The sequence below is a fragment of the Luteibacter sp. 3190 genome (assembly GCF_031456385.1).
Lineage (GTDB): Bacteria > Pseudomonadota > Gammaproteobacteria > Xanthomonadales > Rhodanobacteraceae > Luteibacter.
Genome location: NZ_JAVDUO010000003.1, coordinates 449,335 through 462,455 on the forward strand (window position 1 = coordinate 449,335; position 13,121 = coordinate 462,455).

General features: G+C 67.1%; 10 protein-coding genes. 6 read left to right on the top strand and 4 right to left on the bottom strand.

Features of this window, described 5'->3' with window-relative positions:
* Entirely contained in the window at positions 1–744 is a 744-nt protein-coding gene (locus J2X58_RS14815; RefSeq protein ID WP_310049073.1) for a GAF domain-containing protein, read from the bottom strand.
* Between the two features lie 346 nt (positions 745–1,090).
* On the opposite strand from J2X58_RS14815, the gene J2X58_RS14820 reads away from it, so the two are divergent.
* The 3 genes from J2X58_RS14820 to J2X58_RS14830 all read left to right on the top strand — a co-directional run bounded on the left by J2X58_RS14820 (position 1,091) and on the right by J2X58_RS14830 (position 4,480).
* Positions 1,091–2,485 (top strand): sugar porter family MFS transporter, encoded by a 1,395-nt coding sequence (locus tag J2X58_RS14820; protein ID WP_310049075.1) that lies wholly within the window; start codon positions 1,091–1,093, stop codon positions 2,483–2,485.
* A 282-nt stretch (positions 2,486–2,767) separates the two neighbouring features.
* Complete coding sequence (locus J2X58_RS14825; RefSeq protein ID WP_090175150.1) at positions 2,768–3,313, top strand: fimbrial protein; 546 nt, start codon at positions 2,768–2,770, stop codon at positions 3,311–3,313.
* Between the two features lie 69 nt (positions 3,314–3,382).
* Positions 3,383–4,480 (top strand): fimbrial protein, encoded by a 1,098-nt coding sequence (locus tag J2X58_RS14830; RefSeq protein WP_310049076.1) that lies wholly within the window; start codon positions 3,383–3,385, stop codon positions 4,478–4,480.
* Positions 4,481–4,524: 44 nt separating this feature from the next.
* Here the strand turns inward: J2X58_RS14830 and J2X58_RS14835 are convergent, their stop codons facing one another.
* The gene (locus J2X58_RS14835) at positions 4,525–7,635 is read right to left on the bottom strand and encodes a discoidin domain-containing protein (protein ID WP_310049077.1); all 3,111 of its coding nucleotides are present in this window, start codon (positions 7,633–7,635) and stop codon (positions 4,525–4,527) included.
* 104 nt (positions 7,636–7,739) lie between these two features.
* Here J2X58_RS14835 and J2X58_RS14840 point away from each other — a divergent pair, with 104 nt between their 5' ends.
* Both J2X58_RS14840 and J2X58_RS14845 read left to right on the top strand, forming a co-directional pair.
* Positions 7,740–8,285: a DUF2058 domain-containing protein gene (locus tag J2X58_RS14840; RefSeq protein ID WP_090058847.1), complete on the top strand. Its 546-nt coding sequence runs from the start codon at positions 7,740–7,742 to the stop codon at positions 8,283–8,285.
* Between the two features lie 10 nt (positions 8,286–8,295).
* Entirely contained in the window at positions 8,296–9,279 is a 984-nt protein-coding gene (locus J2X58_RS14845) for an NAD(P)-dependent oxidoreductase (protein ID WP_310049078.1), read from the top strand.
* A 156-nt stretch (positions 9,280–9,435) separates the two neighbouring features.
* Here the strand turns inward: J2X58_RS14845 and J2X58_RS14850 are convergent, their stop codons facing one another.
* Positions 9,436–10,485: a trifunctional transcriptional activator/DNA repair protein Ada/methylated-DNA--[protein]-cysteine S-methyltransferase gene (locus J2X58_RS14850; protein ID WP_310049079.1), complete on the bottom strand. Its 1,050-nt coding sequence runs from the start codon at positions 10,483–10,485 to the stop codon at positions 9,436–9,438.
* A 68-nt stretch (positions 10,486–10,553) separates the two neighbouring features.
* Positions 10,554–11,900: an MFS transporter gene (locus J2X58_RS14855; protein ID WP_090058839.1), complete on the bottom strand. Its 1,347-nt coding sequence runs from the start codon at positions 11,898–11,900 to the stop codon at positions 10,554–10,556.
* A 154-nt stretch (positions 11,901–12,054) separates the two neighbouring features.
* Here J2X58_RS14855 and cyoA point away from each other — a divergent pair, with 154 nt between their 5' ends.
* Positions 12,055–13,116, top strand: a complete 1,062-nt coding sequence (gene cyoA, locus J2X58_RS14860; protein WP_217642677.1) for a ubiquinol oxidase subunit II — start codon at positions 12,055–12,057, stop codon at positions 13,114–13,116.
* The last annotated feature ends 5 nt before the right edge of the window (positions 13,117–13,121 follow it).

Below are 13,121 nucleotides of genomic sequence, written 5' to 3' on the forward strand. Positions count from 1 at the left end.
TCAGCGCCGGCCGCGCTCCGCCATGTGCAGACGAATGGCGTCTTCGCCGATCTCCGCCAGCGCGCGCAGGCACTCCTGCTGGATCGCGTCGAGCCGCCGGGGCGCCGTGTCGAACACGCACAGCGTGCCGATGACGAACCCATCGGGGGAGTGGAGGGGACACCCCGCGTAGAAACGGATGTGGGGCTCGCCCCGCACCAGGGGGTTGTCGCGGAATCGGGCGTCGCCGCGTGCATCCTCGACCATGACCATGTCGTCGGCGAGCAGCACGTGGTTGCAGAACGCGAGGTCGCGCGGCGTCTCGGTCGCCTCGACGCCGTGGCGCGATTTGTACCACTGCCGGCGCGCGGTCAGCACCGACACGACGGAGGCCGACGTGCCGGCCATGATCGCAGCGAGGCGGGTGAGGCGATCGAACGCCGGATCGGGCTCGGTATCCAGCAGGCCGGTCCGGCCCACGGCACGCAACCTCGGTGTTTCGTCCGCCGGCACCGGATACGCGGGGTCCTGGAGCGGGAGCAGTTCTTCCGCGACGGCCGCCGCCGGGCGCGCCAACGCCGTGCGTTCCTCGAGCAGGCGCAACACGGCCGTTCGCCGCATCCGTCGATGCCCACCCGGCGTCTTCCACGATTCCACCGCGCCGCCCTCGATCCATTTCTGCGCCGTGCTGACGGAGATGCCAAGCAGCTCGGCCGCCTCGCGGGTCGTCAGGGCAGGATCGTGGTCGTCGGACGGGGTAGGCATGGGGGGCACGTTCGAACGGTTTCCGTGGAAGTAAACAGACGGACGCTAACACAGCGCGACGTCCCGCCGGCTTGGCGAGACCTGCGCTTTGGGGCGCTCGACGACCGCGCGCGTACCGGCGGCGACAGACCGCGCCTGAATGGCCTGCGGGCTCGGATCACCCGTCGACCACCGTTCCCGAGCATGCACCGGGACGGCCGCGAACCCGCGATAGCTTGCCGAAAACGCTTAAAGCTCGTGCCCGGTAAATCCGCCACGGGATCACCGCATGCCGACACCCCTCACACGGGCCGGATACATGCCGGGGCATCCAATGAAGGGATCGCATTGAGACAAGGACCCGCCTGTGGACGCCGTCGTCACGCAGAAAGCCGAAACCGCCCACCCCAGGGCGGCGATCGTCACCACCTGTATCCTCGCCGCGCTCGCCGGCCTCATGTTCGGACTCGACATCGGCGTCATCTCGGGCGCCACCCAGTTCATCCAGTCCGACTTCCGGGTATCCGACCGGATGATCGAGTGGATCGTCAGTTCGATGATGGCGGGTGCCGCCGTTGGTGCGCTCGGTGCCGGCTGGATGTCGGCCGTCCTAGGGCGCAAGCGTTCGCTGATCCTCGCCGGCCTCCTTTTCATCGTCGGCTCGCTGTTCTGCGCCTTCGCGCCGTCCGCTTCGATCCTGATCGTCGCGCGCTTCGTCCTGGGCCTCGCCATCGGCGTCGCGACGTTCACCGCGCCGCTCTACCTCGCCGAGGTGGCTCCCGAGAAGATTCGCGGGGCCATGATCTCGACGTACCAGCTCATGATCACGACCGGTATCCTGCTCGCCTTTCTCTCGGATACCGCCTTCAGCGCCAGTGGCAGCTGGCGCTGGATGCTGGGTGTGATCGCGGCGCCGGGCGTGCTATTCCTGCTCGGGCTGTTCTTCCTGCCCGACAGCCCGCGCTGGCTGATGATGCGCGGACGGCGCGACGACGCGAAGGTCGTGCTCGCGAAACTCCGCGGCGACACGGCCGTGGTGGAAAAGGAGATGGCGGACATCGACGAGCAGCTGAAGACCCCGCAGCACGGCTGGAGCATGTTCCGCGAAAACCGGAATTTCCGCCGTTCCGTCGGGCTTGGCGTCCTGCTCCAGGCGATGCAGCAATTCACCGGCATGAACGTCGTGATGTACTACGCGCCGCGCATCTTCAAGGACATGGGCTACGACACCCATGCGCAGATGTGGTTCACGGCCGCAGTCGGCCTCACCAACGTGCTGGCGACGCTCATCGCCTTCGCCTTCGTCGATCGCCTCGGACGCAAGCCGATCCTCTACGCCGGTTTCGCCATCATGGCAGTCGGCCTGGGCGTGGTCGGCACCATGATGGGTCTCGGCATTTCGTCGCGTGGCGAGCAGTTCTTCACCGTGGGCATGTTGCTGCTCTTCATCGTCGGCTTCGCGATGTCGGCCGGTCCGCTGATCTGGACGTTGTGCTCCGAGGTGCAGCCGTTGAAAGGGCGCGACTTCGGCATCGCCGTCTCGACGTTCACCAACTGGGTCACCAACATGATCGTCGGTGCAACGTTCCTCACGCTGCTCAGCGGCATCGGTAACGCACCGACGTTCTGGCTGTACGCCGCGCTCAACGCGGTCTTCATCGCCATCACGTTCTGGCTCGTGCCCGAAACGAAGAATGTGACGCTGGAGCAGATCGAGCGAAACCTGATGAGCGGCAAGCCGTTGCGTCGCATCGGACAGTAGTCGCCCACCTGCGATATCACGTCGCTAGCAGAAAATCATTTCCGCGTCCTGAGAAACGGGGCCTCACTTCAAAAGTGCAGGCCCCGTCGCCGTTTCGGAAGAAAGTCAAAATTTTCCGAAAACTTCTATATGGCGCGTAGGCCAAATCCGACAAACTTTTTTGGCGCTCGCGTTCGTCGAGCCTGGCTGGCGTGATGCGCGGGGAAGACCCCGTGTCTCCCCAAAGCCGACATCGCCGGGAGGCGGTGTTGTTCACACATGAACGTATGAAAGGTTAATTGGATGAACCTCAAAGTTATGACCTCCGCCCTGCTTCTCGCGGGCCTGGCAGCTCCGTCTGCCTTCGCATCGACCGGCACGATCAACTTCACCGGTTCGATCACCAACGTGACCTGCTCGGTCAACGGCGGTACCGAGAATGGTGGCCCGGACTTCACCGTGGACATCGGCGCGGTCAGCGCCGGCGACTTCGCCAACGTGGGCGATGTCTCGGGCAGGATCGGCTTCCGCATCTACATCGGTAAGGACGGTGAGTCCGCCTGCGCGAACGACACCAAGGTATGGGCGACGTTCGAGAACGGCGCGACGGTCGATGCAGGCGGCGGCCTGAAAGTCACCGGCGGTGCCAGCGGCGTGCGCATTCGCCTGTTCGACAAGAACAACGATCCGATCGACATCCTCGGCAACAACCAGAACAACGGTGTGAAAGAGACGGTCGTCAACAACCAGGCCATCCTGGTCTACGGCGCCGGTTATGAGTCGACCGGCACGGTGGTCGCGGGCGGCGCGAACAGCTCGGTGGTCTACACGGTCCGCTACGAGAGCTAAGCGGAGGGAATCGATCGCCGGCCACCGGCCGGCGATCGAACAGTCGAGATCTGAAGGAACGCCACGAACATGCAGGGAATCATCCGCAAAGTCATCGCGGCAGGTGCCATGTGCCTCCTCGGAACGACGCACGCCAGCGTCGTCATGAACGGTACGCGTTACGTGTACGGAGAGAGGTCGATGATGACGAAGAACGGAAAACGAACCACGCTTACCCTGCTCGCCCTTGTTTCGATCGGCGGAGCGGTGGAGGCCCGGGCCAACGGAGGTTGCACCTCGGTGAATGAGGCCACCTATCAGATCGGGCAAACGACGTACATCGACGTTCATAATGCAATGGAGGTGGGCGACGTCGTGCAGAGGGGGGGCGCGTACGGCGAAGGCAAGGTGCTACTGAGTTGCGAGGAAGGGCTTGCCCATTTCAGAGGTTTCTATGTGAAGCCGACCGTGGGCGATCTGGTTCCGTTGCTTGTCAACAGCAAGCCCTCGGGCTTTGGCATTCGCGTGAAGATTCAGGAAAACGGCCAATCGGTCATACGCAGCTTTCCGCACGAATTCGACGAGTCTTTCGCGAAAGGCGAGGAGGTCACCAGCGCGGACGATACCGTCTCCTACGAGGTCGAGAGGATGGCTGGCCCGGTCCTTTTCGGACGCGTCGATTCGGGGGAGATCGCGAAGCAGGCGGTGTCGTTGCCAAACATCAGTGCGCAACAGGTGTTCCGGACCATGGAAATCTTCTCCATGATCCTGCGCAGGCCGACCTGCACCATCACCCCGGAGACGCTCGACCAGACGGTCAAGCTCGGCGACTACAATCTGAGTAACTTTGCGACGCCCGATCGCGCGACGCCCTGGGTGCCGTTCAAGCTCACGGTCGAAAAATGCCCCGAGCCTCTCGGCATGGTCGCGAGGTTCACTTTTGGCGGTGCGGGCGACGCAGATGCAGACAATCCCGATCTTTTCCGGCTGACGGGGCCGGAGAACGTGGGGCTGGAGCTGGGCGACGCCAATAAGAAGACGATGAGGCCGGGCCAACTCATCCGCATGAACGCCCTGGGCCCAGGCGAGGACTATGAGTTCTACGCGCGATTGCGCGAGACGAAGCCGACGGTTCGCGGCGGCATCGTGAATCGCGACGTCACCGTGCTGGTCGATTTCGAGCGCTGACGCGAACGCTGCCCCGCGCCTGCCACGGGGCGGTGTTCGAACGATCAGTACTCGGCGACGAGCTTGCGGAACGGCGTGGCGATGCGCACGCCATCGGCATCCCACGTCGCGGCCGCCTTGCCATCGACGGTTACCTTCCGCGGCCTCACGCGGTCCGGCCAGAACACGCGCACCGGCGTGCCGGCGGCGATGCCCTTGTCGAGCGTGACCGTCAACGTGCTTCCCGTGCGCCTCGCCGTCATGCTGAGCGAACCGTAGGTCACGGGCAGGCGGGAGATCGACAATCCCGGCCCCGCCACCCACGCCGGCGGCGCACCGGGAAGCAGGTACAGCCCGTCGTCTGCGTCGCGCATAAGCATGCCGAAGATCGTGCGGGCGTACTCGGAGCCGATCCAGGTGTGTGGCATGTCGCCCAGATAGCCCGGATGGCGGAGGCGCGAGTGGACGACCTCCGCCCACATGTTCCACTCGGGCGGCCGGCGATCGGCCACGACGTCGGCGAGCAGCTCCTGCGCGTCCGCCGGGCGGTTCAGGTAGACGTACGTCAGCACGTTGCGCAGCTCGTACGGCGTGTAGGCGTAGAGTTCGCCTGGTGCCTTGCGCTTGCGCACGTCGGCGAGATAGCGGTCGAACGTGCGGGTCAGGGCGTCCCGCGGCAGCACGTCCATCTGTCCCGCGGGGTCGAGCGCGATCGACACGCTGGTCGGATCGCCGTCGCCGAGATCAGCGGCGGCGGGGATCGTGTCGACGCCCTTCCACGCCATCGTGGCCTCGATCGATTCACGGACCGACTCGCGCAGCGCGGCGTACTGTTCGTGCGCATAACGGGCGAGTTCCCTGTCGCCCCACTGCTCGGCGAGCCAGGCGCCATCGTGCCAGCCCTTCAACGCCCAGTAATCGTCCCAGTAGCTGTGCGTCGGACTCGAATAGCCCTCGTGGCTGATCGACGGCGCGATGATGCCGTGGAAGCGCTCGGGAGCGGGAAGGTTCGACAGATAGCCGGGCACCATCGTGCGCTCGCGCAATTCCTGCATGAAATGCAGGGCGGCGCGCACCTTGGGCTGGTAACCCTTCACGCTGGCGGCGCCACCGCCGAAGCGGGCCACGTCCGCGACGAGGTTGATGAATTCGCCCTGGCTGTCGTATTCGATGTCGGAACCGAAGCCGGTGTTGACGCTGCCGTCGGCGTTGAGGATCGGGGAGACCAGACCGTTCTCGTGCACCGCGTGCGCCGCGTACCAGTCGAGATAGTCGCGGGCGGTCTTCGTCTCGCCCATGCGCAGCAGGATCGACGCCGTGGCGGCACCGTCGCGGATGAACGAACGGTTGTAGTTGCGTGGACCCGCCTGCATCGCATGACCGGTCTGGTTCACCAGCATGTAGGCCGCCTGCGAGCGCAGGATGTCCACGAGGGTTTGATCGGGCAAAGAGATGCCGACGCCGCCGAGGCGCTTCTGCCAGGCGGCGGAGACGTCGTCGGCGAGCCTGTCGAAGCCGTCGGCGGTGAGCGCCTTCCGGTCGATCGGCGGCGGCTCGGGCAGATGGCCCTTCGCATCGGCGGGCGAGTCGCCGAGCGGGAAGGCGACGACGACATCGCGCTGCTCGCCCGGTGCGAGATGTACGCGATAGTCGAGCATGCCGGCCGCGAGGCCGTCGGCGTCATGCGCGTCGCGCGCGGAAGGCACCGTGCCGGCGGCCACCTGCGCGGTGATCTCGGCCTCGCCATGCGCCCCGAACGGCGCGGCACCCGCGGCATCGACGGGCGTCAGCGACGCCATCAGCGTGCGACCTTCGACGCGCACGTCGGTGTGCGCGCCATCACCGGCGATGGCGATGTCGTGGATCGGCGAGGGGCCGCCGTTCTGCCACGGCGGATTGACCTGGATCGGGCGCACGACGAGCGACAGCGTGCCGTCGACAGTCGCGGTGCCCTGGTTGCGCAGCCGATGGCGCAGCAGCACGACAGGCTGGCCGTCGCCTTCGACCGCGATCGCCTCGCTCGTCACCGACAGGCCCGGTTGCACCGTCCAGCGTACCGACGGCATCGGCTTCCAGCCGTCGCGCAACGCGTGCGCGCGTTCCGCGCCATCCGATACGGCCGTGCGGCCGGACGCGTCGCGCCAGATCGCCTGGATCTGCGGACCGCCCTTGTACGGCTCGATGTCGCCGTACTCGTCGAAGATGGCCTTCTGCAGGCCGGCGGGCACACCGACCGCCGTCCAGTACACCTGCCGCATGTGCAGCGACGATGGAAACAGCGCGGCGTTCTCGCGCGACGCGGCGATCTGGTAGCGCTTCATCGCGGTCATGACACGCGGAGGGCCGAGGAACCGCAGGCGCTCGATGCGCGGGGTCGCGCCGTTCTTCATGCCCACGACGAGCCGCAGCGCGCTCGCCTGGAAGGGCTCGCGGGCGGCGAGGTACGACGTGTCGCCGAGGCTGCCCGGATCGCTGTCGACGGCGCGCCACTGGCCTGCGGCATCGCGGGCTTCGAGCGTGGCGCCGTCGCGCGGCCCGTCCCACGTCACCTCGATGCCCGCGATGTCGATCGGGCGGGGGAGGGCGATGTCGAGCTGCCGTGCGCCCTTCGGTCCCTTGCCGACGATCCCGCGCGAGGTGCCGTCGGCCCAGAGCGCGGCGCCGTCGCCCTTGCCGTCGAGGCCCGTGATCCGCGCGGTCTCGCTCGCCGCGAACGGCTCGAATTCGAACACGGAGACGCCCCAGTCCGCCGTGCGCGCCGGGGCGGCGAGGCGCACGTAACGTGCCTGCGTGGCGGGAAAGACGAGGTATTCGGTGCCACCCGGCGAGTCGGTCACGGCGTAGACCGGCTGGAACGTCTTGCCGTCGACGGAGGTCTGGATCGAATAGGACGCGGCGAATCCGCTATCCCAATGGATGCGTACGCCGCCGACCGAGGCGACCTTGCCCAGATCCACCTGGAACCACTGGCCGGGGCTGAACGCACCGCCCCAGCGCGTGGCTTCGTCCCCGTCGATCGCATGGGCCGGCGCGAGCGCGGGCACCTGCTGGGACGAGCTGCTGGCCTTCCAGCTTGCGCGTGGGGGCAGGCTTTCGGCGGCGAAGACGGGCGTCGCGAGCAGCGCGGCGAGCAGGAGCGTCATCCGGGCGGGGCGGTGAGCGATTCGGGCTGGCATGGGTCGGTACCTCCGGGGAGGTCGTCAAGCCTAGGCACGTAACGCGATGTAACCAAGCGGTCGGCGGTAGAATCGGGCGATCCGAAGGCAAGAAACGTCTACCCATGCGCAATCCACTTCAGGAACAGCTGCTCAAGGCCGGCCTGGTCAAGAAGGACAAGGCCGCGAAGATCGTGCGCGATCAGGCGAAGCAGCGCCAGGGCAAGGCGCCCGCGCCGGCCGCGGAAGAACAGGTCGACGCCCGTCGCCTGCAGGCCGAGCGTGCCGAGCGCGACCGCGCGCTGGCCGCCGAACGCAACGCCGAGGCGCGCGCGAAGGAAATCCGCGCGCAGGTACGCCAGATCGTCGAGACCACGCGTGTGAAGCGCGACGGCGACGTGGCTTACCGTTTCACCGATGGCGAGAAGATCGCCACGCTGCTCGTCAACGAGTCGCTGCGGGCGCAGCTCGCGTCGGGCGCGCTGGTCATCGCACGGCTCGGTGACAGCTATGAGCTGATTCCGCGCGGTCCCGCCGACAAGATCCACGCGCGCTCGCCCGAGACGATCGTGCTCGACCATGGGCGCAAGGACGGCGACGCCGTGCAGACCGAGGAAGAGATCGACGACTACTACAAGCAGTTCGTCGTCCCCGACGACCTGATCTGGTAACGGGGCGCGCATGGCGATCCTCGTCACCGGTAGCGCCGGGCATCTGGGCGAGGCGCTCGTGCGCCGTCTTCGTGAGGATGGCCGTCATGTCATTGGCCTGGACATCAAGGCCTCGCCGTTCACCGATCTCGTCGACTCCATCGCCGACGAGGGCTTCGTGCGCGATGCGATGTCGGGTGTGACGGGCGTCATCCACAGCGCCACGCTGCACAAGCCACACGTGGCCACGCATACCAAGCGCGAGTTCGTGGACACGAATGTCGCGGGCACCGTCGCGTTGCTCGAAGCCGCGACGCTGCATCGTGTCCGCTCGTTCGTCTTCACCAGCACGACCAGCGCGTTCGGCGCCGCGTTGTCTCCCGCGCCCGGCGAGCCGGCGGCCTGGATCGACGAGACCGTCGCGCCCGTGCCGAAGAACATCTACGGCGCGACGAAGATCGCCGCGGAAGGCATGTGCGAACTGGTGGCCCGCAAGGATGGTCTTCCGGTCGTCGTGTTGCGCACGTCGCGATTCTTCCCCGAGGACGACGACAACGCGGGCGTGCGCGCGGCCTACGACACGGCGAACATGCAGGCGAACGAACTGCTGTACCGTCGCGCGGACATCGAGGACATCGTCGCGGCGCACCTGCTCGCGCTCGAGCGTGCTCCCGCGCTCGGCTTCGGACGGTACATCGTTTCGTCGACCACACCTTTCACGCGCGACGACGTCGCGGCCCTGCGCCGCGATGCGCCGTCCGTCGTCCGCCGGCTGTATCCCGAGGTGGATGCCCTCTACGCGGCGCGGGGCTGGAGGCTGCTGCCGTCGCTGGATCGCGTCTACGACAGCTCGCTGGCGACCCGCGACCTCGGATGGACGCCGAAGCGTGACTTCGCGTTCGTGCTGGAGTGCCTGCGTCGCGGCGAGGACTTTCGCAGCGACATGGCGCGAGCGATCGGCAAGAAGGGCTACCACGACGCGGTGTTCGAGGAAGGCCCATACCCCGTGAGCTAGCCGACCCATGGGAGTGGCCCCGAGCGTGGCGGCTTTTCGCGGAAGGGCTCAGGCCCTGTGGCTCACGGCCTCAAAGGCTGTCGCGGCCAGGTCCGCTCCCACCACCGCGGCTGTTGTGGGAGCGGCCCCGACCGCGACGGCTTTTCGCGAGAGCGCTCAGGCGAACCTTCGTTCGTGCCGCAGCAACCAGTCCTTGCGCCACAGCCCACCGCCATAGCCGGTCAGCGACCCGTCCGCACCGATCACCCGGTGGCAGGGGATCACGATCGCCAGCTGGTTCGCACCGTTCGCGCGAGCCACCGCACGCACCGCCGTGTGCCGCCCCGCGGCGGCCGCGATGTCGGCATAGCTGCGTGTGCTCCCGGGCGGAATGGCGACGAGCTCGTCCCAGACGGCCTTCGTGAAAGCCGATCCGTGCAGGGTCAGCGGCGTCTCGAACCGGCATCGGGTGCCGGCGAAGTACTCGCGCAGCTCGGCCTCGATGGCATCGATCGCCGGCGTCCGGCCGAAGGTGACCGTGGACCGGGTCGCCGTGCGCAGGCGCTTGAGCTCGGTCGGCAACGCGGTGCGATCGAAGAACTCGAGCAGATGGATCGAGCGCTCGTCGCCCACGGCGAGCATGTTGCCGATGGCAGTCTCGATCCAGTCGGCCTTGAGCCATTCGCGTCCGCGCAGGTCAGCCGGGCACTCGCCGAGAAGGCGCACGATCGCGTCGCGGAATCCGCTGCCGGAGTCGTATCCGGCCGCGTGCTGGGCGTCGATCACCGACGCACCCGCGACGACGCGGTCCATGCCACGGCCGGCGCGGCGGAGACGGGCCATGTCCAGGAACGTCAGCCCGAGGTGGCGCTTGAAGGCGCGGCGGACGGTCGACGGGTCGTGACCGAGTCGCACCAGGTCGTCTTCCGACCAGACCCGTTCGGGCTCGTCTTCCAGCGCGCGAAGCAGGGCCGACACCAGGGGTTCGCGCTGGCCCACCAGATCCAGCGGCCGGCAGCGGAGGCAGGGGCGGAACCCCGCCTCGAAACATGCCGCGACCGAATCGTAGAACCGGGTGTTCTCCAGCAGCGGCTTCCGGGCCGCGCAGGTCAGGCGGCAGAAGACGCCGGTGCTCGTGACGCCCACGAAGACGTGGCCGTCATAGGCCGGGTCGCGGTCGAGGAGAGCCCGGTAGAGCGTGTCATGGTCGGGTAGGTCGAAAAGCATGGCCAAAGGGTACGCCGGCGGGCCGGCGCTCGCCGCCGCGAATCGGGCGGCGATTTACCGGGGCTGGCTCAGGCCTTGTTGCGGTCCGTCTCGAACGCCTTGTTGATGCGCAGGGCGAGCAGGGTGCAGGCCACGCCCGAGAGCAGGTACACGCTGACCGCGCCGAGGCCGAAGCGCATCGACAGGCCGAGGGCCACCAGCGGGGCGAAGGCCGCGCCGATGAGCCAGGCGAAGTCGGACGTCAGGGCCGCGCCGGTGTAACGGAAGCGGCGCGAGAAGTTCGCCGTGACGGTGCCCGCGGCCTGGCCATAGGAGAGGCCGAGCAGGGCGAAGCCGATGATCAGGAAGGCGTCCTGGGCGATCCGGCCGCCGCCGAGCAGCCACGGCGAGGCGATCGCGAACAGACCGATCAGCACCGCCATGGTGCCCAGCGTGTTGCGACGGCCCACCTTGTCGGCGATGACGCCCGAGGCCACGGTGGCGAGGATCGCGACGAGGGCGCCGACGATCTGGACGGTCAGGACGCTGTCGACCTCCTGCGTCTGGTGCACCGTGATCCACGACAGCGGGAAGATCGTCACGATGTGGAACAGCGCGTAGCTGGCCAGGGCGGCGAACGCGCCGATGAAGAGGTTGTAGCCCTGTGCGCGGAACATCTCGATGATGCCGATCGGCTCCAGCTGGCCCTCTTCGAGCAGCTGGGTGTATTCCTCGGTCACCACCAGGCGCAGGCGGGCGAACAGCGCCACCACGTTGATCGCGAAGGCCACGAAGAACGGATAGCGCCAGCCCCAGCCGAGGAAGTCCTCGCGGGAGAGCTGCGTGTTGAGGAACAGGAACAGCGAGGCGGCAATCAGGAACCCGGTCGGGGCGCCCAGCTGGCCGAGCATCGCGTACCAGCCGCGGCGCTCCTTCGGGGCGTTGAGGGAGAGCAGCGACGGCAGGCCGTCCCAGGATCCGCCCAGCGCAATGCCCTGCAAGAACCGCAGTACGGCAAGAACCACAATGACCGCGTAGCCATTGGACGTGTTCGCCGGCAGGAAGGCGATGCAGACGGTGGAGGTACCCAGCAGGAACAGGGCGGCGGTCAGCTTCGTGCCGCGGCTCCAGTTGCGCTGGATCGCCATGAACAGCGTCGTGCCGATCGGGCGGGCGATGAAGGCGAACGAGAAGATCGCGAACGCCAGCAGGATGCCATCCAGCTGGCTCAGGAACGGAAAGAACACCGACGGGAACACGAGGACGGACGCGATGCCGTACGTGAAGAAGTCGAAGTACTCCGAGGCACGGCCGATGACGACGCCGACGGCGATCTCACCGGGGGCGACGGCCGCGTGGCTGGTCTGGTGCTGGCGGCGGACGTCGTGTTCGGCGCCTTCCGCGGCATTGTGATGGGCGTGTGAAATGCTCGACATCGGATTCGGCCCGCTCGGGGAGGTGGATGGCAGGATAGCGAAGGATCGCACTACTCGGCTTGTAGAGCCATGGGACAAAGTGTCCTATGGTGAGCGCAGGCGGATCGGCGTATTTTTTCGTGTCCCCACGGTTGCCTCCATCATGCGAATGTCCATGAAGATGTTGCGCGGATTGCTGATCCCCGCCCTCGCCCTGCTCCTTTCGGGCTGCGATGCCGTGCTTTTCTCGCCGTCCGGCGACATCGCCCGGCAGCAGCGCGACCTGATCATCATTTCCGTGGTCCTGATGCTGCTCATCGTGGTCCCCGTGATCGTGATGATCCTGCACTTCGCCTGGAAGTACCGTGAGTCGAACAAGGCCGCCAGCGCCGAGTACGCCCCGGACTGGAACCACTCCACGGTGCTGGAACTGCTGATCTGGGCCGCCCCGCTGCTCATCATCATCGCCCTGGGCGCCATCACCTGGACCAGCACCCACAAGCTCGACCCGTACCGCCCGCTCGACCAGGTGTCGCAGGGCCGTCCGCTGGTCGCCGGCGTGAAGCCGCTGCGCGTCGACGTCGTGGCGCTGGACTGGAAGTGGCTGTTCCTCTACCCGGAGCAGGGCATCGCCACCGTCAACGAGATGGCCGCCCCGGTCGACCGCCCGATCGAATTCCACATCACCGCCTCCACGGTGATGAACGCGTTCTTCGTGCCGTCCCTGGCCGGCATGATCTACGCCATGCCGGGCATGGAGACGCAGCTCAACGCCGTGATGAACAAAACCGGCGATTTCGAAGGCATTTCGGCCAATTACAGCGGTGCCGGCTTCTCGGACATGCGCTTCCGCTTCCACAGCCTGTCCGAAGGCGACTTCGACGCCTGGGTGGCCAAGGCCAAGGCCAGCGCCGATGAGCTCGGCCGCGAGGACTACCTGAAGCTCGAACAGCCGAGCGAGAAGGAGCCGGTCCATTACTACGGCACCGTCGCCCCGGGCCTGTACAACGCCATCCTCAACCGCTGCGTCGAATCCAACCGCATGTGCGCCAACGACATGATGGCGCTGGATGCCCGCGGCGGGCAGGGCGTGGTGGGCGCGTACAACGTCACCTCGCTCGATGCCGCGACCCGCGCGCGCGTCGGCCTGGCGGACGACGACCGTCGCTACGTGGGCGCCCTGTGCGTCGCGAGCAACGGCGGCCAGCCGATGACCCCTGCCGGACGTCCGCTCTAAAGAGC

Excerpts from the sequence above, each read along its gene's own strand:
- J2X58_RS14815 (WP_310049073.1), bottom strand. The coding sequence starts at position 744 with ATGCCTACCCCGTCCGACGACCACGATCCTGCCCTGACGACCCGCGAG.
- J2X58_RS14825 (WP_090175150.1), top strand. The coding sequence starts at position 2,768 with ATGAACCTCAAAGTTATGACCTCCGCCCTGCTTCTCGCGGGCCTGGCA.
- J2X58_RS14830 (WP_310049076.1), top strand. The coding sequence starts at position 3,383 with ATGCAGGGAATCATCCGCAAAGTCATCGCGGCAGGTGCCATGTGCCTC.
- J2X58_RS14835 (WP_310049077.1), bottom strand. The coding sequence starts at position 7,635 with ATGCCAGCCCGAATCGCTCACCGCCCCGCCCGGATGACGCTCCTGCTC.
- J2X58_RS14840 (WP_090058847.1), top strand. The coding sequence starts at position 7,740 with ATGCGCAATCCACTTCAGGAACAGCTGCTCAAGGCCGGCCTGGTCAAG.
- J2X58_RS14845 (WP_310049078.1), top strand. The coding sequence starts at position 8,296 with ATGGCGATCCTCGTCACCGGTAGCGCCGGGCATCTGGGCGAGGCGCTC.
- J2X58_RS14850 (WP_310049079.1), bottom strand. The coding sequence starts at position 10,485 with ATGCTTTTCGACCTACCCGACCATGACACGCTCTACCGGGCTCTCCTC.
- J2X58_RS14855 (WP_090058839.1), bottom strand. The coding sequence starts at position 11,900 with ATGTCGAGCATTTCACACGCCCATCACAATGCCGCGGAAGGCGCCGAA.
- cyoA (WP_217642677.1), top strand. The coding sequence starts at position 12,055 with ATGAAGATGTTGCGCGGATTGCTGATCCCCGCCCTCGCCCTGCTCCTT.